The following is a 19,938-nucleotide window of genomic DNA, read 5'->3' as shown; positions in this document are numbered from 1 at the left end:
TGCCGGTAAGCGCAGCGCACCGCACCGATACCGTCTTTCATGCGCGATACCGATCTCGATACTGGAGTCTGAATTTGCAATTTTCCGATCTGCCCCTGGACAACCGTCTGCTCAAGCTGCTCGAGCAGCTCAATTTCACCGAACCCACCGAGATCCAGCGGCAGGCCATCCCGTTCGCGCTGAACGGGCGCGACCTGATCGCCTCGTCGAAAACCGGCTCCGGCAAGACCCTCGCCTTTCTGCTGCCGGCGTTGCAGCGGGTAACCCGACAGAAGGCGCTGAACAAGCGCGATCCGCGGGTGCTGGTGCTGGTGCCGACGCGGGAGCTGGCCGGGCAGGTCTACGGCCAGCTGCGGGCGCTGCTCGCCGGCAGCCCCTTCAAATGCGCGCTGGTGCTTGGGGGTGAAAATTTCAACGACCAGGAAAAGCTGCTGCGCAAGGATCCGCACTTCGTTGTCGCGACCCCCGGGCGCCTGGCGAATCACCTCGATGCCCGCAGCCTGGCGCTCGATGGCCTCGAGCTGCTGGTGCTGGATGAAGCCGACCGCATGCTCGATCTGGGGTTCGCCGAGCAGCTGCGCCAGATCAACGCGGCGGCCGGTCATCGACTGCGCCAGACGCTGCTGTTTTCCGCCACCCTCGATCACGCCGAGGTCGAGAAGCTGGCCGCGGATCTGCTGAAGGATCCGAAACGGATCGCCATCGATGCCGTCACCCGACCCCATGGCGATATCCGTCAGCGTTTCTACCTCTGCGATCACCTGGACCACAAGCAGGCGCTGCTGAGACAGCTGCTGCAGCAGGAGAACTATCAGCAGGCGATCATCTTCACCGCCACCCGTGGCGATACCGAGCGGCTGGCCGGCTGGCTGGCCGACCAGGGGCTGAAAACCGTGGCGCTGAGCGGGGAGCTGTCCCAGAGCGAGCGCCACCGGATCATGGACGGCTTCAGCCGCGGTCAGCAGCAGGTCCTGGTGACCACCGATGTTGCGTCGCGCGGCCTCGATCTTCTGAACGTCTCGCTGGTGATCAACTTCGACCTCCCCAGGCACAGCGAGGAGTACGTGCACCGCATCGGCCGAACCGGCAGGGCCGGCGCCAAGGGCGATGCGATCTCGCTGGTCGGTCCCAAGGACTGGGACAGCCTGACCCGGATCCGGCGGATGCTGCAGCAGGATATCGAGTTTTCCGAAATCGACGGTCTGGTGGCCCGATTCAAGGGGCTCAAGCCCAGCGCCGTGGCGCCGAAAGGCCCGCGCAAGAGCGCCGCGGCACCGGCGGCGCAGAAACGGGCGCCGAAACCGCGATCAGCCGGCAAGCCGGCGCCGCGGGCGCCACGCCGTCCGCCGAGCACTATCGTGTCGAGCGACGGTCTGGCGCCGATGAAGAGGCGCAAGCCGGCCGACGACGACTGAGTCCCCGGGGCTTGCCGCCACCGGGGCTTTGGCGGATACTGGCGCGCTTTTAATTCAGCATGAGAGTGATGTCGATGGAGATCATCAAAGATCGCGTGGTGCAGTTCCATTACAGCCTGCGCGATGCCGACGGCAACGAGATCGAAAACAGCCGCAAGGGCGAGCCGATGGCTTATCTGCACGGCCATCGGAACATGATGGAAGGCCTCGAAGTCGCCATGGAAGGGCGCAGCGCAGGCGATATCTTCAGCGTCACGCTGGCGCCTGAGGAGGCCTACGGCAAGCGCGTAGAAGGCGCCGAGCAGCGGGTGCCGGTCAAGCATCTGCAGGGGGCCAAAAAGTGGCGCCCGGGCATGGTGGCCCATGTCCAGACCGGGCAGGGGCTGCGTCAGGTTCAGATCCTCAAGGTCGGCAAGTTCATGGTCACGATCGACACCAACCATCCCCTGGCGGGCAAGACCGTGACCTTCGACGTCGAAGTGATCGACGTGCGCGAGGCCACCCCGAAGAACTGGCCCACGGCCACGCCCACGGCGTTGGCGGGCATCATCACTGATTAATGGTGACGGGTTATGCATAACGCGTAACCCGCCAAATCGATCGCATCGCAGATCGATTGGTCTCGGCGGGCACGGAGCTGGACAGCACTTGCCCATGATCACCCGATCGTCCAAGCTGATAAACCCGAAACAAGATTACACAACGAGTGGAGAGAACATGGCTACTGCAAGTGCACGTCATATCCTGGTACCGAGCGAAAGCGAGTGCCAGCAGCTGAAAGCCCGCATCGAGGGGGTGAGGATTTCGCGACGCTGGCGAAACAGTTTTCCCAGTGCCCGTCCGGCGCCCGTGGCGGCGAGCTGGGCAGTTTCAGCCGTGGCCAGATGGTGCCCGAGTTCGACAAGGTGGTGTTCAGTGCGCCGCTGAACCAGGTGCAGGGCCCGGTCAAGACCCAGTTCGGTTACCACCTGCTGGAAGTGACCGAGCGCCAGGACTGAGTCCCGGCGCTGCGAGATTCCCGTCGCCGGTGCGGCTGCCGGGGATCAGTTCGATTCCGGCGCGGCCTCGTCCGCGCCGGTGTTCATTTCGGCGCAGTAATCGCGCGCCTCGATGGCCGAGGTAAACCAGATGTAATCGGCAACCTGTGCCGAGAGCAGCTCCCGGCCGCCAACGATCTCCCCGAATCCCGTACCGATACCAGCAGTACCACGGCGCTGTCGGCAGCGTCCAGCTGTTGCGGCACGCCCAGGTCCTTGCGTACATGGAAGCCGCCGGCGACCAGCACGGCCGGCTGACGGTCTGCGCCTTGCTTCAGCTGCGCCGCCATCCGCGCATCCCGCGCCAGCTGGATATCGACCATCGGCCCCAGACGCTCTTCCGGGACCGGCTCGCAATGCTGCTGCTCGATCTCCTCGCCCAGGCGTTCGCGCACCGCAGCGGATATCGCGCCCCGGCTGCTTGTTTCCGCCTCCGGCAGGCCGGTTTCGTCGCCCTGATACAGGGCGTTTATCTGCTCCCGGCTGAGATTGCCGCTGACCAGCTTGCCTCCCTGTTCGAGGGTCAGGCGGTAGAGCGGCGCATAGCTGTCCCAGTCCCAGCCCCCGGTGCCGGCCTCGAGTGCGGTACTCAACTCCTGCTTGGAGCTGGTGACGCCGAGATCCGCCAGCGGCAGGTCCGGTCCCAGCATCTCGAACACCACGGCCGTGCCGGGCCGGACCAGCTCCCCCAGCAGCAGTGACTCAACGGCATGGTGTCTGGGATTGTCGTGCTGTTCGCCGATCAGAATCAGCTGGGCCCTGTCGAGGCGGCGATAGAGCTCGTCCGGGCTCAGGGTTTCCTGCCGGCTCAGATCCAGTATCTCCCCGGGTTTCGGGGTGTCCGTGACGGCACCGGCCTGGGTGCTCAGGACCAGCGAAAGGCCGAGCGTCATTACGCCTGCAGCACGTCGCAGGGTGGATGTTCCTGGGCGGTGCCGGCGGTTGTGGACTGGCATGTACGATCTCCTGTTGCACTGGGGCGTCTGCTGGCGCCATGATGTTTAGGAGATATCAGCACAGGGGAACAGGATGAGCAAGTCGATCAAGGTGGTGGTCAAGCGCAAGGACGAGGATGTTGCAGCGGCCGATCCGGTGCTGGCGGCGCGTATCGGGGAGGCGGTCGAGCTGGTGCGCGGCCTGCGAAAGAAGGGCGACAATCTGAAGGTGATGGTCGACAAGCTGAACGAGCACGGTCACCCGCGCCCCGATGGCGAGCCCTGGGACTACGACAGTCTGAACGCCTTCGTTCACGAGCATCATTTGTGACAGGCAGTGGTGAGCGGGAAGTCGACCGTTGGCCGGCGGGGCCATTCGCCGGTCAGGGGTCACCGCTCTACCCCTGAGCGTGACAACTTCGTAGAATACGGCGCTTGGTCGAAACTGCTCCTGCATTTTCGACAAAGAGGTGGGGCGGCCCTGCGTCGTCCATCACCCCAATTGTCGCGCAGTCCGTACAAGAACAAGGATCAGGTGAATGAATCAACTCTGCTTTCAGCTCAAGGGGACCGTCGTGACGGCGATCGTGCTCGAGCTGTACCGCTATGACCGCGAGCAGTTTGCCGGCGGGCTGGCCGAAAAGGTGCGCCAGGCGCCGATGTTTTTCCAGCAGACACCGGTCGTGATTAGCCTGGAAAAGCTGGAGACGGCCGCGGCCGATATCGATTTCGCCGATATGATTTCCCTGTGCCGGGAATTCGGTCTGCGCCCGATGGCCTTCAAGGGCGGGGACGGCGATGCGGCGGCTTCGCTCGAGGCCCGGGGGCTGGCCAGGATTCCCGCGGGCAGCACCGCACGGGCCGCTATGCCGGAGTCCAGGTCGGAGCCGGAGCCGGCCGCGCCGATGCCGGCCGCACCGAAGCCGGCCGCACCGGAAGTGGTGGTCCGGACCGTGGTCGAAGAGAAACTGGTGCACCGTCCGAGCAAGGTGATAACCCGGCCGGTACGTTCGGGACAGCAGGTCTATGCCGAAGGCGCCGATCTGATCGTGCTGGCGGCGGTCAGCGAAGGCGCCGAGATCCTCGCCGACGGACATATCCATGTCTACGGCGCGCTGCGAGGTCGGGCCCTGGCGGGCGTCAGGGGCGATGAAAGCGCCCGCGTATTCTGCCAGAGCCTGGAGGCTGAGCTGGTGTCCATCGCCGGCAATTTCAAGCTCAGCGACGGCTTGCGGGAACTGATCTGGAAGGCACCGGCGCAGCTGTATCTTAAGGACGACACATTGCATGTTATGGCGCTTTGATTGATACTCGCGAACCGGGTGCAGCGGGCAGAATTAAGGAGACGATGTTGGCCAAGATTATAGTAGTGACCTCCGGTAAGGGGGCGTCGGAAAGACGACCAGCAGTGCCGCGATCGGTACCGGACTGGCCCTGAAGGGGTTCAAGACCGCGATCATCGACTTCGATGTCGGTTTGCGAAATCTTGACCTGATCATGGGGTGCGAGCGGCGCGTGGTCTATGACTTCGTCAACGTCATCAATCAGGAAGCGAGCCTGAAACAGGCGTTGATCAAGGACAAGCGCACGCCGAACCTCTTTATCCTGCCGGCGTCCCAGACCCGCGACAAGGATGCGCTGACCCAGGAGGGGGTGCAGAGCGTGCTCAATGAGCTGTCCCGCGATTTCGACTATATCGTCTGCGATTCGCCGGCCGGTATCGAGAAAGGCGCGCAGATGGCGCTCTACTATGCCGATATCGCCATCGTCGTGACCAATCCGGAAGTCTCGTCGGTGCGGGATTCCGACCGCATTCTCGGCATCCTGCAGAGCAAGACCCGCCGGGTGGAGTCGGGCGAGGAGCCGGTCGAGGAACATCTGCTGCTGACCCGCTACAATCCGTCCCGGGTGCAGGGCGGCGAGATGCTTAGCGTTCAGGACGTCGAGGAGATCCTGGCGATCCCGCTGCTGGGCGTGATTCCGGAATCCGAAGCCGTGCTCAAGGCCTCCAACCAGGGCACGCCGGTCATTCTCGATCAGCAGGCCGAGGCCGGCCAGGCCTACAGCGACGCGGTGGCGCGCCTGCTGGGTGAAAAAATCGATCACCGTTTCCTCGAAGTGCAGAAGAAGAGCTTCCTCAAGCGCCTGTTGGGAGGTAAATAGTGGGTATTTTCAATTACTTCCGCAGTAAATCGAAACCCACGTCTGCGGCGGTTGCCAAGGAGCGGCTGCAGGTCATCGTGGCGCACGAGCGCGGACGACGCCAGCAACCGGACTATCTGCCGCAGATGCAGCAGGAAATCCTCGAAGTGATCCGCAAATATATCGCCATCGATCAGGATGACATCAGCATCCAGCTCGAGAACAATGACAACTGTTCGGTGCTCGAGCTCAACGTCACGCTGCCGGATCGCGAGCCGGTCGAGACGAACTGAGACGCCGCAAACGACATCGGTAATACAATCTGTAGGGCGGAATGAGCGAATTCCGCCCTACACCTGTCCCAGCCACTCACGCACCCGCTCGATGCTCCGGTTCGGGAACTGCCGGTAGTCGGGGTAGGGCGTCAGCAGAATATTCCCCCGCGCCAGCAGCCGGTTGTCGTCATCCAGGGGCTGAAGGTCCCGGGCTCCAGTCCCAGTCTCTGCCAGCTCGCCTTGCCGGCGACCAGGTGCCAGCGGCTGCCGGCCTGCAGCGTCGCGCCGAAACCGATGGCCTCGAAATACCGCAGCATTTCCCTGTCCCGATAACCGCGCCAGTCGTCGTTTGCGGTGCAGATCTTGGCCAGGATGGTCAGAATCTTGCGCCAGTGGTTGCCGTTGCGCTCGATCAGGGCCGGGACGTCGATGCGATCCCGGCCCGCCGGCCGGATGGGCGGGTTGGGCAGGTACAGCATCAGCTGCGGCGCCGGCGCACCAAGAACCTCCGGTTGTGCCGGCACGGGCTTGTCGATGTTCAGATTCGCCATCCTCGCTCCTACTTCCGTCGTTTGATGCCGCTGCCCGGGGCCGCCTGCAGCGGGTCGTCCGGCCAGTGATGCTTGGGGTAGCGACCTTTCATGTCCTTCTGCACGTCGCGATAGCCGTTGTTCCAGAAGCTGACCAGGTCCTGGGTGACCTGCAGCGGCCGATGGGCCGGCGACAGCAGGTGCAGCTTGAGTGCCACCTGGCCGACACGGGGCGTTTCCCGACAGCCAAACAGCTCCTGCAGCTTGACCGCCAGAACCGGCGGATCCTCGCTGTAGTCGATGCGCGCCCGGTGGCCGGACGGCAGGCGGTAGTATTCCGGCGCCATTTCATCGAGCTGCTGCGGCAGCGGCCAGGGCAGCCGGGCCTGGAGAATGGCGCCGAGGTCGAGGGCGGCAAAGTGGTTGAGGTGGCTGACCGGATCCAGCCAGGGCGTGAGCCATTCGTCGAGGCTTTCGAGCAGCGCCTTGTCGGACAGGTCGGGCCAGTGGCAGCTGTCGTCGGTATCGCGCCCGTGGCGCCGCAGGAAGGCGACTCTCTGCCGCCAGCGTTCCAGGCCCTCGGTCCAGGGGAGCAGCCGCAGACCCCTTTTGCGTACCAGGGCGCAGAGGGTGCGATTGCGATCCTCGGGCGGCACCTCGGTGAGCGGGGTGCGGGACAGGACGAGCTGGCCGATCAGTGTTTGCCGCTCGGCAACGAGCCGGTTGTCGGCATCGCTCCAGGCAACGCTGTCCTGCCGTCGCAGCAGGTCCCGCAGCGGGCCCTGCAACAGCGCCGGATCGAAGGGGGCGGCCAGTACGATACGGTCGGTCGCGTCGCCGGCGCGACCGGTAAGCTGGGCCAGGGCGAGCCAGGGGCTGTTGCGCAGCGGGTCCTGGGCGGCCAGGCGGGCTGCCCGGCCGCTGGCCAGGCGGTAATCCAGGCCCTGGCTCTGCTTGCGTACGGCGATGCGATCCGGATAGGCGCAGGCGATCAGCAGCGCCTGGGCCTGCTCGCTCTGCGGGTCCACCAGCGGGGCGGGCGGCGCAGCAATGTCGAGCCGGTCGCAAAGGGAGCGAAACTGATCCCGCTGCTGGATCAGGCGTTGCCACTGGGCGCGCTGCTGCCGGGCAATCATGCTTTCGCCGCGCAGCCAGGCAAGACGGGTCGCGATATCGGCGCCGTCCTGGCGCAGGGGATCCCGGTCCGACAGCAGGGCGGCCACTTCGCAGGCCAGGCTGCGCAGCCCGAGGCGGCAGCCTTCGAGCAGCATATGGGCGATGCGCGGATGGGCCGGTAACCGGACCATGCGCTCGCCGTGGGCACTGAGGGTCCAGCGGCCTGCGGTCCGGCGGGCGGCGCCGAGTCGCTCGAGCAGTTCGAGCCCCTGGGACCAGGGCCCGGCGCTGGCGGGTCCAGCCAGACAAGTTCCGATGGGTCGCTGACGCCCCAGGCGAGCAGCTGCAGTGCCAGCGATGCCAGGTCGGCCTGCAGGATCTCGGGCGCGCGCCTGGGCTCAGGGCCTGCTGCTGGCTTTCCGACCAGAGGCGGTAGCAGATCCCGGGTTCGGTGCGCCCGGCGCGTCCGGCGCGCTGAATGCTGGCGTCGCGGGACAGCCGCCGGGTCTGCAGCCGGGTCATGGCGGTGGTCGGATCGAACCGGGCTTCACGACTGAGTCCGGCATCGATCACCACCCGCACCCCCTCGATCGTCAGACTGGTTTCGGCGATCGCGGTGGCCAGTACCACCTTGCGCCGACCGGCCGGTGCCGGTGCTATCGCCTGTCGCTGCTGTTCCAGGCTGAGGTCGCCGTAGAGCGGCGTCAGCAGGATGTCGTTGCGGGCGCCCAGGCGTTCGCGCAGCAGGCGGTGGCATTCGCGGATTTCGCGCTGACCGGGCAGAAACACCAGCAGGCTGCCGGTTGCGCTGTCGAGCGCCTCGGCCACGGTGGCGGCAACACGCGGTTCGATCCGCTCGCCGGTCTCGGCCGGACTGCCATAGCGGATCTGCACCGGCCAGGCCCGCCCTTCGCTGCGCACGACGGGGGCGTTGCCGAGCAGCCGGGCAGCGGCATCGCCGTCGAGGGTGGCGGACATCAGCAGCAGGCGCAGAGGGGGCAGTCCCGCAGCAGTTCCCGTGCCTGCAGCGCCAGCGCCAGTCCGAGGTCGGCATCGAGACTGCGTTCGTGAAATTCGTCGAATATCAGCAGTCCGACACCCTCGAGGGCGGGATCCCGCTGCAGCATGCGGGTCAGGATGCCTTCGGTGACGACCTCGATGCGGGTGCGGGGGCCGACGTGGCTGTCGAAGCGGATGCGATAGCCCACCGTTTCTCCGGTCGTTTCGTTCAATCCGCGAGCCAGCTGCTCTGCGGCGCTGCGGGCCGCGAGCCGGCGCGGTTCGAGCATCACTATCTTCTGGCCGTCCAGCCAGGGCTCGTCGAGCAGGGCCAGAGGCACCCGGGTGGTCTTGCCGGCACCGGGCGGTGCTTCCAGAACGGCTTCGGTTCTTGCGGCGAGCGCTTCGCGCAGGCAGGGCAGGATGTCGTCGATCGGCAGCCTTGTCATATCGCTCCTGTGTGATCGGGATCGGTATCGCCGGGCCATTCTACCAGTTCCCCGGCGCGCCAATGCCAGTGGATTCTGCGGTGTGCCAGACCAAGATGTGCAGGCTCCAGGGTAAAACAGAATGCAATGACGCGGCTAAAGGATTTACAATGCCGGCCGTTATTCTTCATTGGCCAATCCTTTGTTGCCGGCATGCGCGTGGAGTCGACCGACCAGAGTCGTCCCCCGGTCCGGCGCTGTAGAGGGACTCACAGCCAGTCATAGGGAATTATCAGGGTGAATCCAGCAAATCGTCAGGTGACCGGTGTCGAACGCAAGTACGATATCGACCAGCGCCTTATTTCCACGACCGATCTCAGCGGTCGAATCCTTTATGCCAATCAGGCGTTCGTCGATATCGCGGGCTATTCCCAGGACGAGCTGGTGGGTGAGCACCACAATATCGTCCGGCATCCGGACATGCCCAAGGCGGCGTTCGCGGACCTTTGGGAGCACCTGAAAGCCGACCGGCCCTGGATGGGCATGGTCAAGAACCGCTGCAAGAATGGCGATCATTACTGGGTACAGGCCTACGTCATGCCGCTGTACGACGAGCAGGGCCGGAAAACCGGCTACCAGTCGGTGCGCACGCGGCCCTCGGACGAGCAGATCCGTCGGGCGGAGACGGTCTATGGCCGGCTGAACGCGGGCAAGGCGCGCGTACCGGCGCGCAGCTCGCGGCTCGCGACCCCGGTCATCGGGCTGGTCGCGCTGATGCTGGCGGTCATCTGGGCGCTGATGCTGCTGGTGCCGCCGGGCCTTGCGCAGTACGCGCTGCTGGGCGTCGTCACGCTGGTGGCGCTGGCCGGCGGTGTCTGGCTGTGCCGGCCGATCGACCAGGTCCGCGCGCAGGCGGAACAGGTCTATGGCAACCCCTGGCCCAGCTCGTGATGGCTCCGCGAATGGACGAATCCGGCAGCGTCGATCTGGCGCTGCGGATGATGACGGCACGCATGCGCACCCTGCTGGGCAGGGTCGAGGACAGCATCGCGACGCTGTCCGGCGCCGTCGATACCACCCGCAAGGCGCTGCACCTGACCCATGAGGGCGTCAGGACGCAAAACGACGAGACCGACCTGCTGGCGTCGGCCGCCACCGAAATGTCGGCCACGGCCCACGACATCGCCAACAATACGGCCCAGACCTCGAATGCCTCCCGGCAGGCATCGGACGAGGCGGTCCAGGGTCGCGCGCTGGTCGACGAAATGATCGCGGCGATCCGCAGCCTGGTCGAAGAGGTGGTCGTCGCGGCCGAGTCCTCGAGCCGTCTGAAGGAGCACACCGAAGCGATCGGCGAGATTGTCGTGATCATCAGCGATATCGCCGAACAGACCAACCTGCTGGCGCTCAACGCGGCGATCGAGGCGGCCCGTGCCGGCGAGCAGGGGCGCGGTTTCGCGGTGGTCGCCGACGAGGTGCGGACCCTGGCGAAGCGGACCCAGGACTCGACCGGTCAGATTCGCCGCACCATCGAGACCATCCAGCACCATGTCACCGGCACCGCCGAAACCATGCAGCGCAGTCGCGACCGGGCCGAGAGCGGCATCGATCGGGCGCAGAACGCCGGCCAGGCGTTCGAGCGGGTCGTCGATGCATTGTCCGAGGTTTCGGACCGCTGTCTCCAGGTCGCCAGCGCTTCCGAGGAGCAGAGTGCCGTGGCCGACGAAATCAGCAAGAACATCCTGAAGATCCGCGAGATCGCCGAATCCAACGTCCAGGCCTCGACCGAAACGGACCAGGCGACGGCGGATATCGAGCAGCTGGTCCGGGAACTGCGCTCGGCGGTGAAGGCGTTTTCACGGTAAAGGGTGGGAGCCCGCTCCGTGGGCGAATGGCGCGGGTGCCAGCCTCGTGTTCGCCCGGGGGCCGGGCTCCTACGTCGTCAGCCTGCTGACTCTCGCGGTGAGGTATAGTGTCAGCAGCACGGCGCCGCCGAAGGCATAGAGCCCGTAGTGCACCTGGACCTGGGCGATGGCGCCGAGCTTGACCGACACCACCAGTACCGCCACGACGAACACGTCCAGCATCGACCAGCGGCCATAGCTGTGCATCAGGCGCAGATAGCGGGGCAGGCGGCCGTCGTGGTGGATCGCCGCGCCGGTCAGGCGCAGCAGGATCAGCAGCTTCAGTACCGGCAGCAGCACGCTGAAGGTGAAAATCAGCAGGAACAGCAGGTACTGGCCCTCGATGGCCAGTTGCCAGACACCGGACAGTACCGAAAAGCTGTGGCGGATGAAGATGAACTGCTCGATCGTCAGCATCGGCGTGCAGAGGCCGATCGCCAGCAGCGTCCCGGCCAGGGCGATCAGGCCCCGCAGGCGCCAGGCCAGGGCGGGAGTCAGGGCCTCGGTGGAGCTGTTCGACATGGCAAGATCGATTCCCGTTTGTGACAAAGCCCGCATGATAACGGATTCGGTTTCGGGACGCAGGCCTGCGGACGGGCGCCGCGCCCATGCCGGGCGCAATTAAGGCTTCCGGATCCGGGACGTATCTGGCACAATTCATGATTCGTGCCAAAAGACTGCTGTTGCCATGTTTGCATGTTATCGACAATGGACTGCCCGGTCCCTGAAGGCGTTGCTGTTGCTGCTCTGTCTGCTGGGGAGTGCCAGCGGCGGGGCCACCGACCGTTCCGACGGAGAGGTGAAGCTGAAGGTGACCGCCACCGCCTACAATTCATTGCCGGCTCAGACCACGGGCAACCCGGCTGTGGGCGCCTGGGGTGATCGGCTCAAGCCGGGGGTCAAGGCGATCGCGGTATCCCGTGATCTGTTGGCCATGGGGCTCGAGCCCGGCGCCGAGGTCACGATCGAAGGTCTGCCCGGACGCTTCAGGGTGATGGACAAGATGCACCGCCGCTGGCAGCGCAAGATCGATATCTACATGGGCAATGATCGCGATGCCGCCCTCGAGTGGGGCAAGCGCCCTGTCGTGATCCGCTGGAGTGGCCAGGACTCCTGATCCGCATCCCCTTTACCGTATCCGCTTTCCCGTCTGCGAACGTATCTTTTCGCAAAGAAAACCCAGCCTTTGACAATCTTTTTCCCGTCGTAGCGCCTAGAGTTTATAGATCCGGAATCGCGAGCCGAACCGGGCCAGGGTGTGTCCGCGGCCCTGGCACGCCAGGGTGTCGCAGCAGGGCTGCCCGGACAGCGTGCGCGAAGAGACCGGACAGGCAGATTGCAGAATCAGGACGGGGTTAAAGGATTCGATGTCGGAACAACGGGTGGATTACAAAGATAAACTGCTGGCGCAACTGGACGAACTCTACCAGAGTCGGCTGGCGCCTGAGATGGCCGCCAGCGTCAGTGCCTTCAGTGCAGACTACTACCGGGTCTCCCCGGTCCAGGAACTCGCAGAGCGCAGGCTCGACAATCTCTACGGTGCGACCCTTTCATGCTGGGAATTTCTCATCGAAAGCGAGGACCAGGAGCCGCGGGTCAGGGTGTTCAACCCGGATCTGGAGCAGCATGGCTGGCATTGCAACCATACGGTGGCGCTGATACTGCATCCGGACATGCCGTTTCTGGTGGATTCGGTGCGCATGGAGCTCAATCGCCGCGAGATGGCGATCCATGTCGTGCACAGCGGCGTGCTGGGGGTCGTGCGCAACGATGACGGCAGCTTTGCCGAACTGCGCGATCGCGCGGACGCGCGTGCCGGCAGCGAAGCGCTGATGTATTTCGAGGTCGACCGCCACACCGCGGCGGACGAGCTCAAGACCCTGCGCAGTCAACTGCTGGAAGTGCTGGGCGAGGTGCGTGCGTCGGTGGCGGACTTTGCCGCGATGCGCGAACGCCTGACCCTGGCGCAGGATCAGCTGGCGGCCGTGCCGGCGGCGATCGGGGCCGACAGGGTCGCCGAGGCGCGGGCGTTCTGCGACTGGATGCTGAGCGACCGCTTCACTTTCCTCGGTTATGACGAACTGGCGTTCGAAGGCGAGGGCGAATCATTCCGGGTCAGCCGTGTCGATGGCAGCGAACTGGGGACGCTCAAGCTGCATGCCCAGACCGGCCGCAGCCGCGGCGGCGAAGAGCTGCGCAAGGAAGAGCGCGACTTCATGCTCAGCGCCGAGCCGCTGATGTTCGCGAAGGATGCCAGTCGCGCCCGGGTGCACCGCCCGGCGCATCAGGACCTGGTCGTGATCAAGCGTTTCGACGACGCCGGCCGGGTCTGCGGCGAGCACCGTTTCTACGGTCTCTGGACCTCGCCGGTCTACTTCGAGCCGCCGGGCCAGATCCCGCTGCTGCGCCGGCGTACCCAGTTGATGTTGCAGCGTGCGGGATTCGATCCGCGCGGCCACAGTGCCAAGTCGTTGCTGCAGATTCTGGCCGATCTGCCCCGGGATGAACTGTTTCTGGCCAGCGATGACGAGCTCTACGAGATGGCGATGGGGATCTTCACGCTGCAGGAACGGCGCAAGATCAAGCTGCTGATTCGCCGCGATGCCTGCAGCAAGTTCTTCAGCTGCCTCTATTTCGTGCCGCGGGACCTCTATACCACGGCGCTGCGTCTGCAGGTGCAGCAGCGGCTGATCGAGCATTTCGGCGCCCTGGACTGCGAGTTCACCACCCGCTTCAGCGAGTCGCTGCTGGCGCGGGTGCACTTTGTGCTGCAGGTCGATCCGGCGCGGGTGCCCGAGTTCGACGTCCAGGCGATCGAGGCCGAGGTGGTCGAGATCTCCCGCGCCTGGAGCGAGGAGCTGCACGAAGCGCTGATCGAGAGCTGCGGCGAGGAGCAGGGCAACCATTTCGCCAATGAATATCGTCATGCGTTCCCGTCGGCGTACCGGGAAAACTTCCGTCCCAGCAGCGCGGTTTACGACATTCAGCGTATCGAGCAGCTCGGGGACGGCCGCCCGCTGAACCTGAGTTTCTACCGCATGCTGGAGCAGAGCCGCGAGGTGCTGCGCTTCAAGTTGTTCCACCCCGAGAGGCCGCTGGTGCTGTCGGACGTGATTCCGGTGCTCGAAAAGCTCGGGATGCGGGTCGTCGGCGAGCATCCGTACAAGATCAAGCGCCGCAACGGCGCCCGCGTCTGGATTCACGATTTCACACTGCAGTACGACAGCGAGGAGCCGGTCGAACTCGAGGACGTCAAGCAGAACTTCCAGGATGCCTTTTCCTGCATCTGGGGCGGTCGCGCCGAGAGCGACGAGTTCAACCGCCTGGTGATCGGCGCCAACCTGAGCTGGCGGGAGGTGGCGATGCTGCGGGCCTATGCCCGTTACAACCAGCAGATCCGCTTCGGTTTCAGTCAGCCCTATATCGCCGACACCCTGGCCCGTCACCTGCACCTGACGCGGCTGCTGGTGGCGCTGTTCCGCGCCCGCTTCGAACCGGGCCGTCAGAGCAGCAAGAAGATCCAGGCGCTGACCGAGCGCATCGTCAGCAGCATCGTCGACGGGCTCGACAAGGTCGACAACCTCAACGACGACAAGATTCTGCGGCGCTTCCTCGAGCTGATCCAGGCGACGCTGCGGACCAACTACTTCCAGCGCGACGGTGGCGGTGAACTGAAGGATTACTTCGCCTTCAAGCTCAACCCCCATGCCATCAGCGATATCCCGCTACCGCGGCCGATGTTCGAGGTGTTCGTCTATTCGGCGCGCGTCGAGGGCGTTCATCTGCGCGGTGGGCGGGTTGCGCGCGGTGGTCTGCGCTGGTCCGACCGGCGCGAGGATTACCGCACCGAGGTGCTGGGCCTGGTCAAGGCGCAGCAGGTCAAGAATGCGGTCATCGTGCCGGTCGGCGCCAAGGGCGGCTTTGTCGCCAAGCAGTTGCCCGGTGGCGGCAGTCGAGACGAGATCCAGGCGGAGGGCATCGCCAGCTATCGCACCTTTATCCGCGCGCTGCTCGACGTCACCGACAATCTGGTGGCCGGCGAGTTGCGGCCGCCGGCCGACCTGGTACGCCACGATGACGATGATCCCTATCTGGTCGTGGCCGCGGACAAGGGCACCGCGACCTTTTCCGATATCGCCAACAGCATCGCCGAAGAGTACGGTTTCTGGCTCGGGGATGCCTTTGCCTCCGGCGGCAGCCAGGGGTACGACCACAAGAAGATGGGCATTACCGCACGCGGCGCCTGGGAGTCGGTCAAGCTGCATTTCCGCGAGCTCGGTCTCGATACCCAGTCGCAGGATTTCACCGTGATCGGTATCGGCGACATGGCCGGGGACGTGTTCGGCAACGGCATGCTGATGTCGCGTCATATCCGCCTGGTCGCGGCCTTCAATCATCTGCATATCTTCGTCGATCCGCAGCCGGATGCGGCCAGCAGCTTCGCCGAGCGGGAGCGGCTGTTCGCGCTGCCGCGTTCGAGCTGGGAGGATTACGACCGCAGCCTGATCTCCGAAGGCGGCGGCGTCTTTTCCCGCAGTGCCAAGTGGATTCCGATCAGTGCCCAGATGAAGCAGCGGTTCGATATCAGCGAGGATCGGCTGGCGCCGAACGATCTGGTTTCGGCGCTGCTGAAAGCCCAGGTCGACCTGATCTGGAACGGCGGTATCGGCACCTACGTCAAGGCCACTGGGGAGACTCATGCCGATGTGGGCGACAAGGCCAACGACGGCCTGCGCATCGACGGCAACGAACTGCGCTGCCGGGTACTGGGGGAGGGTGGCAACCTCGGCTTCACCCAGCTCGGCCGCATCGAGTACTGCCTGCACGGCGGCGCCTCCAACACCGACTTCATCGACAATGCCGGCGGCGTCGACTGCTCCGACCACGAGGTCAATATCAAGATCCTGCTGAACGAGGTCGTCGCCAGCGACGACATGACCGTCAAGCAGCGCAATGCGCTGTTGCGGGAGATGACCGACGACGTCGGCCGCCTGGTGCTGAAGAACAACTATGACCAGGCGCTGGCGATCAGCATCGCCCAGCGCCATTCGCAGGATTCTCTGGATGACTATATCCGGCTGATTCACCGGCTCGAGGCGGCCGGTCGCCTGGTCCGGTCACTGGAGTTCATTCCCTCCGACGAGGAACTGCAGGAGCGCAAGAACCGGCATCTGGGACTCACCCGGCCGGAGCTGTCGGTGCTGATCTCCTACGCCAAGGCGGAGCTCAAGGAGCAACTGACCGGCTCCTGGATCACCGCCGACCCGCTGATGTCCCGCGAGATCGCGCGGGCCTTCCCGCCGCAGCTGGTGGAGCAGTTCCCGCAGCAGATCGAGCAGCATCGCCTGCGCGCCGAGATCATCGCGACCCAGGTCGCCAATGGCATGGTCAACCATATGGGCATCACCTTCGTGCAGCGCCTGCAGCAGGCGAGCGGGCGCGATCAGGCGGCGATTGCCGCCGCCTACGTGATGGCCCGCGAGGTCTACGATATCGAGGCGCGCTGGCATCAGATCGAAGCGCTCGACAATCAGGTGCCGGCCGAGCTGCAGCAGGGCATGATGCTGGACCTGATCCGGCTGGTGCGCCGCGCCAGCTACTGGTTCCTGTTGCGACAGCGTACGGCGCTGGAGGTCACGGCCACCGTCGAGCGCTATCAGCCGGGGATCCGTGCCATCGGCGCCGGTATCGGCGAGCGCCTGTGCGGCGAACAGCGCGCGGTCTGGCAGCAGCGTCGGGACGATCTGGTGACGGCCGGCGTACCCGAAGCGCTGGCGGCGCAGGTGGCCTCGGCGGACAGCCTTTATGCGCTGCTCGGGGTGATCGAGGCGGGTGCCGAAACCGGCCAGCCGCTCGAGCGCGCCGCCGGCGTCTACTTCGACCTCGGCGAGCGCCTCGAACTGCACTGGTTCGATCAGCAGGTGAGGGCGATCGAGGTCGGCAATCACTGGCAGTCGATGGCCCGCGACGGGTTGCGCGAGGATCTCAACACCCAGATGCGAACCCTGACCGTCAAGGTGCTGTCCGAAGCCGAAACGACGCAGGCCGGGGAGGATCCCCGGGCACTGGTCGAGCAGTGGCTCGGGCGGCGCTCGGAGCTGCTCGAACGCTGGCAGCAGATGCTGTCCGAATTGCGGTCGGCGAGCCTGAACGACTGCGCCGTTTTCACGGTGGCATTACGCGAACTGCTGGATCTGGCCCAGGCCGGCGCCTGAAGGAGTGCAGTAAAGCGTAAGGTGTAGGATGGGTAGAGCCGCCACTGACGGAGTTTTACCGAATGGCACTGGGTGCCTGGCGGCGTAACCCATCACAGGCGCCGAAGGCGGCTTTGTAACGATTACCTCGAGCTTCCTGAATTGGGCTCCAACACCGCAGGAGCTGTCGGCGACCAGGCGACCGGGGATAGGATTGCCATGATGGGTTCCCTGAAAACTGCTCCTGCGTTTACAGGATTTCCGCGGGGCGGCCTTCCGCCATCCCTGGCGGTTTCGCGATGCCTATAAAGGGTGCGAAACGTTTCGGTTTGGTGCGATGCATCGCTCTACCCACCGTCCGTGCCTTCGAATGCCTTATAGGTTGGTTAGCCGTCGTTGGCAGTGTCTGTCGCTTGTAGCTTTCGTCTTCCATAAGCACAATAGGCCCCCGGTTATTCAATTGCGGTCCCGTTGTGCCCCTGATCAAACGATATCTTCTGAAGCCGCTGTTCAAGGCCCTGGGCTGGCTGGCCCTGGGCTGGGTCGGTTTCAGCGTGCTGCTCGTGCTGCTGCTGCGCTTTCTTGACCCGCCGGTCTGGTCCTGGCTGGTTCAGCGCGAATTGTTTCCCCCGAAGGCTATCCCGACGCCCATGCCCACGAATGGGTGGCGCGCGATCGTATTTCGCCGTCGATGCAACTGGCGGTGATCGCCGCCGAAGATCAGCGTTTTCCCGAACACAACGGCTTCGATTTCAAGGCGATTCAGCGTGCGCTGGATCACAATTTTGACGGCGGCCGCCTGCGCGGTGCCAGCACCCTGACTCAGCAGACCGCGAAGAATCTGTTTCTCTGGTCCGGTCGCAGCTGGGTGCGAAAGGGGCTCGAGGCCTGGTTCGCGCTGTTGCTGGAACTGCTCTGGGACAAGGGCCGGATCCTGGAAGTGTATCTGAACATCGTCGAATTCGGCCCCGGCATCTACGGTGTCGAGGCGGCCGGGCGCTACTATTTCGGCGTGCCGGCCAGACAGCTGGGGCCCTGGCAGTCGGCACGGCTGGCGGCGGTGCTGCCCAATCCTTACCGTTATCGCGCCCAGCCGCCGTCGCCCTATGTCGAGCGCCGCAGCCGCTGGATCGCACAGCAGATGCGCCAGCTCGGCAATGTCACTCTCGAGGCGGTGGATCGCTGAAGCGCCGCAATTTTCTTTTACCGGATGCGGGATGACCGCAATGCTTTGATCAGGATTATCGATGCGCATACTGCACAGCTCCGACTGGCACCTTGGACAGCATTTCATGGGCAAGTCCCGCGAGCCCGAGCACCGGGCATTCCTCGGCTGGCTGATCGAACAGGTCAGGGAGCAGGAGGTGGACGCGATCCTGGTGGCCGGCGATATCTTCGACACCGGCACGCCGCCGAGTTACGCCCGCCGCCTCTACAACCACTTCATCGTCGAGTTGCACCGCACCGGCTGCCAGCTGGTGGTGCTGGGCGGCAATCACGATTCGGTTGCGACGCTGCACGAGTCCCGGGAGCTGCTGGCCTGCCTCGAGACCCGTGTCGTCGGGGGCGTGACGGAGGTGCCCGAAGATCAGCTGGTCCTGTTGCGCCGCCGCGATGGCCGCCCCGGTGCGGTGCTCTGCGCGGTGCCCTACCTGCGCCCACGTGACCTGGTCGAGAGTCATGCCGGTGAAAGCCGCGAGCAGAAGCGTCAGGCGCTGGTCGATGCCATTGGCAAACATTATACCGTTATCTATGAGCAAGCCTGTGCCCTGCGCGACCGCATAATGCGTGAACAGGAGGAAGAGGGCAGCAACGCAGCGCTGCTGCCGGTGATCGCAACCGGCCATCTCACCTGCGTCGGCGGCCTGCTGTCGGAGTCGGTGCGCGACCTCTATATCGGCACCCTCGATGCCTTTCCGGCGTCGGCCTTCCCGCCGGCCGACTATATCGCGCTGGGTCATCTGCACCGGGCACAGCAGGTCGGTGGTCAGGACCATATCCGCTACAGCGGATCGCCCATCGCGCTGAGTTTCGACGAGGCCGGTCGCCCCAAGCAGGTGCTGCTGGTGGACTTCGACGGGCAGCGACTGGAGGCGGTCACACCGCTGCCGGTACCGGTCTGGCAGCCGATGCTGAGCCTCGGTGGCGACCTGGACGCGATCGCTGCGCAACTGGCCGAGCGTTTCCCCGGCGACAGCGAGGCGCCGCTGTGCTGGCTTGAGATCGAAGTTCAGGCCGACGACTATCTTAGCGACCTGCAGCAGCGGGTCCAGGCCCTGGTCGAAGACCTGCCCGTCGAAGTTCTTCGCATCCGGCGTCGGCGCCGCGGCGAGGCGGCGGCCCTGGCTCCCGAGGCGCGGGAGACGTTGCAGGAACTCTCCGTCACCGAAGTCTTCCGGCGCCGGCTGGCCCTGGAGACGCTGGACGAGGGTGCGGAGTCCCGGCTGACCGAGGCCTTCGACAGTTTGCTGGCACAACTCCATGAGACCGGGGAGGAGGCCGGCCGATGAAAATCCTCAGCCTGCGACTGAAGAACATCAACTCCCTCAAGGGTGAGTGGTTCATCGATTTTCGCGAGCCGGAGTTTCGCGACAACGGCCTGTTCGCCATCACCGGACCCACGGGCGCCGGCAAGACCACGTTGCTCGATGCCATCTGCCTGGCGCTCTATCATGCGACGCCGCGCCTCAGCGTCTCGGTGGGCAGCAACGAGCTGATGACCCGTCATACCGCGGACTGTCTGGCGGAAGTCGAGTTCGAGGTGCGCGGCGAAGTCTACCGCGCCTTCTGGTCCCAGCATCGTGCCCGCAACCTCCCCGACGGCAAGCTGCAGCCGCCCCAGGTGGAGCTGGCCCGGGGGACGGCCGGCTGATCACGACGAAGATCAATGAGAAGCTGACCCGGGTCAGCGAGCTGACGGGACTTGATTTCGCCCGTTTCACCAAGTCGATACTGCTGGCCCA

General features: G+C 64.9%; 17 protein-coding genes and 4 pseudogenes. 15 read left to right on the top strand and 6 right to left on the bottom strand.

Annotated features, from left to right (window positions below; all coding sequences use genetic code 11):
• Positions 1–74: 74 nt before the first annotated feature.
• The 3 genes and pseudogenes from ACFQDL_RS28980 to ACFQDL_RS28970 all read left to right on the top strand — a co-directional run bounded on the left by ACFQDL_RS28980 (position 75) and on the right by ACFQDL_RS28970 (position 2,413).
• Positions 75–1,415, top strand: a complete 1,341-nt coding sequence (locus tag ACFQDL_RS28980; protein ID WP_379912243.1) for a DEAD/DEAH box helicase — start codon at positions 75–77, stop codon at positions 1,413–1,415.
• A 74-nt stretch (positions 1,416–1,489) separates the two neighbouring features.
• Positions 1,490–1,975 (top strand): FKBP-type peptidyl-prolyl cis-trans isomerase, encoded by a 486-nt coding sequence (locus ACFQDL_RS28975; RefSeq protein ID WP_379912241.1) that lies wholly within the window; start codon positions 1,490–1,492, stop codon positions 1,973–1,975.
• A 157-nt stretch (positions 1,976–2,132) separates the two neighbouring features.
• A pseudogene (locus ACFQDL_RS28970) lies at positions 2,133–2,413 on the top strand (peptidylprolyl isomerase).
• An 83-nt stretch (positions 2,414–2,496) separates the two neighbouring features.
• Here the strand turns inward: ACFQDL_RS28970 and ACFQDL_RS28965 are convergent.
• Positions 2,497–3,408, bottom strand: coding sequence for a ChaN family lipoprotein (locus ACFQDL_RS28965; protein ID WP_379912239.1), 912 nt, complete (start codon positions 3,406–3,408; stop codon positions 2,497–2,499).
• A gap of 73 nt (positions 3,409–3,481) precedes the next feature.
• Between ACFQDL_RS28965 and ACFQDL_RS28960 the strand changes: the two genes are divergently transcribed.
• The 4 genes and pseudogenes from ACFQDL_RS28960 (at position 3,482) to minE (ending at position 5,822) form a co-directional block, all read left to right on the top strand.
• Positions 3,482–3,718, top strand: coding sequence for a hypothetical protein (locus ACFQDL_RS28960; protein WP_379912237.1), 237 nt, complete (start codon positions 3,482–3,484; stop codon positions 3,716–3,718).
• A 208-nt stretch (positions 3,719–3,926) separates the two neighbouring features.
• Positions 3,927–4,691, top strand: a complete 765-nt coding sequence (gene minC / locus ACFQDL_RS28955; RefSeq protein ID WP_379912235.1) for a septum site-determining protein MinC — start codon at positions 3,927–3,929, stop codon at positions 4,689–4,691.
• Between the two features lie 47 nt (positions 4,692–4,738).
• Positions 4,739–5,550: pseudogene (gene minD / locus ACFQDL_RS28950) on the top strand (septum site-determining protein MinD).
• Positions 5,550–5,822 (top strand): cell division topological specificity factor MinE, encoded by a 273-nt coding sequence (gene minE / locus ACFQDL_RS28945; protein WP_379912233.1) that lies wholly within the window; start codon positions 5,550–5,552, stop codon positions 5,820–5,822. The pseudogene minD and the gene minE overlap by 1 nt, the downstream one beginning before the upstream one ends.
• A gap of 57 nt (positions 5,823–5,879) precedes the next feature.
• Here minE and ACFQDL_RS28940 read toward each other — a convergent pair.
• The 4 genes and pseudogenes from ACFQDL_RS28940 to ACFQDL_RS28925 form a co-directional block, all read right to left on the bottom strand.
• A pseudogene (locus ACFQDL_RS28940) lies at positions 5,880–6,283 on the bottom strand (DUF6942 family protein).
• An 80-nt stretch (positions 6,284–6,363) separates the two neighbouring features.
• The gene (locus ACFQDL_RS28935) at positions 6,364–7,641 is read right to left on the bottom strand and encodes an ATP-dependent helicase C-terminal domain-containing protein (RefSeq protein ID WP_379912231.1); all 1,278 of its coding nucleotides are present in this window, start codon (positions 7,639–7,641) and stop codon (positions 6,364–6,366) included.
• A gap of 319 nt (positions 7,642–7,960) precedes the next feature.
• Positions 7,961–8,428, bottom strand: a pseudogene (locus ACFQDL_RS28930) (helicase-related protein); the annotation flags it as partial.
• A complete protein-coding gene (locus ACFQDL_RS28925; protein ID WP_379912229.1) occupies positions 8,428–8,898 on the bottom strand; it encodes a DEAD/DEAH box helicase in 471 nt (156 codons plus the stop codon). The gene ACFQDL_RS28925 and the pseudogene ACFQDL_RS28930, both read right to left, overlap by 1 nt.
• 276 nt (positions 8,899–9,174) lie before the next feature.
• Between ACFQDL_RS28925 and ACFQDL_RS28920 the strand changes: the two genes are divergently transcribed.
• Both ACFQDL_RS28920 and ACFQDL_RS28915 read left to right on the top strand, forming a co-directional pair.
• Positions 9,175–9,828, top strand: coding sequence for a PAS domain-containing protein (locus ACFQDL_RS28920; protein ID WP_379912227.1), 654 nt, complete (start codon positions 9,175–9,177; stop codon positions 9,826–9,828).
• 11 nt (positions 9,829–9,839) lie between these two features.
• Complete coding sequence (locus ACFQDL_RS28915) at positions 9,840–10,742, top strand: methyl-accepting chemotaxis protein (RefSeq protein WP_379912225.1); 903 nt, start codon at positions 9,840–9,842, stop codon at positions 10,740–10,742.
• 69 nt (positions 10,743–10,811) lie between these two features.
• Here the strand turns inward: ACFQDL_RS28915 and ACFQDL_RS28910 are convergent, their stop codons facing one another.
• Positions 10,812–11,303: a paraquat-inducible protein A gene (locus ACFQDL_RS28910; RefSeq protein ID WP_379912223.1), complete on the bottom strand. Its 492-nt coding sequence runs from the start codon at positions 11,301–11,303 to the stop codon at positions 10,812–10,814.
• 217 nt (positions 11,304–11,520) lie between these two features.
• On the opposite strand from ACFQDL_RS28910, the gene ACFQDL_RS28905 reads away from it, so the two are divergent.
• The 6 genes from ACFQDL_RS28905 (at position 11,521) to ACFQDL_RS28880 (ending at position 19,847) form a co-directional block, all read left to right on the top strand.
• Positions 11,521–11,898, top strand: coding sequence for a 3D domain-containing protein (locus ACFQDL_RS28905; protein ID WP_379912221.1), 378 nt, complete (start codon positions 11,521–11,523; stop codon positions 11,896–11,898).
• Between the two features lie 265 nt (positions 11,899–12,163).
• Positions 12,164–16,996, top strand: coding sequence for an NAD-glutamate dehydrogenase (locus ACFQDL_RS28900; RefSeq protein WP_379912220.1), 4,833 nt, complete (start codon positions 12,164–12,166; stop codon positions 16,994–16,996).
• A 452-nt stretch (positions 16,997–17,448) separates the two neighbouring features.
• Positions 17,449–17,682 carry a hypothetical protein gene (locus ACFQDL_RS28895; protein WP_379912218.1) on the top strand — a complete coding sequence of 78 codons (234 nt, stop codon included), beginning with the start codon at positions 17,449–17,451 and terminating at the stop codon, positions 17,680–17,682.
• On the top strand, positions 17,640–18,161 hold the full coding sequence (mtgA, locus tag ACFQDL_RS28890; protein WP_379912216.1) for a monofunctional biosynthetic peptidoglycan transglycosylase: 522 nt from the start codon (positions 17,640–17,642) through the stop codon (positions 18,159–18,161). The genes ACFQDL_RS28895 and mtgA overlap by 43 nt, the downstream gene beginning before the upstream one ends.
• Before the next feature lie 61 nt (positions 18,162–18,222).
• Entirely contained in the window at positions 18,223–19,485 is a 1,263-nt protein-coding gene (gene sbcD / locus ACFQDL_RS28885) for an exonuclease subunit SbcD (RefSeq protein WP_379912214.1), read from the top strand.
• Positions 19,482–19,847, top strand: coding sequence for an AAA family ATPase (locus ACFQDL_RS28880; RefSeq protein ID WP_379912212.1), 366 nt, complete (start codon positions 19,482–19,484; stop codon positions 19,845–19,847). The genes sbcD and ACFQDL_RS28880 overlap by 4 nt, the downstream gene beginning before the upstream one ends.
• Positions 19,848–19,938 lie beyond the last annotated feature (91 nt).

The sequence above is a fragment of the Marinobacterium aestuariivivens genome (genome assembly GCF_042661465.1).
Classification (GTDB): Bacteria; Pseudomonadota; Gammaproteobacteria; order Pseudomonadales; family Balneatricaceae; genus Marinobacterium_A; species Marinobacterium_A aestuariivivens.
Note: the sequence above shows the minus strand (reverse complement) of the source record. Positions and strands in the feature narration are given on the sequence as shown.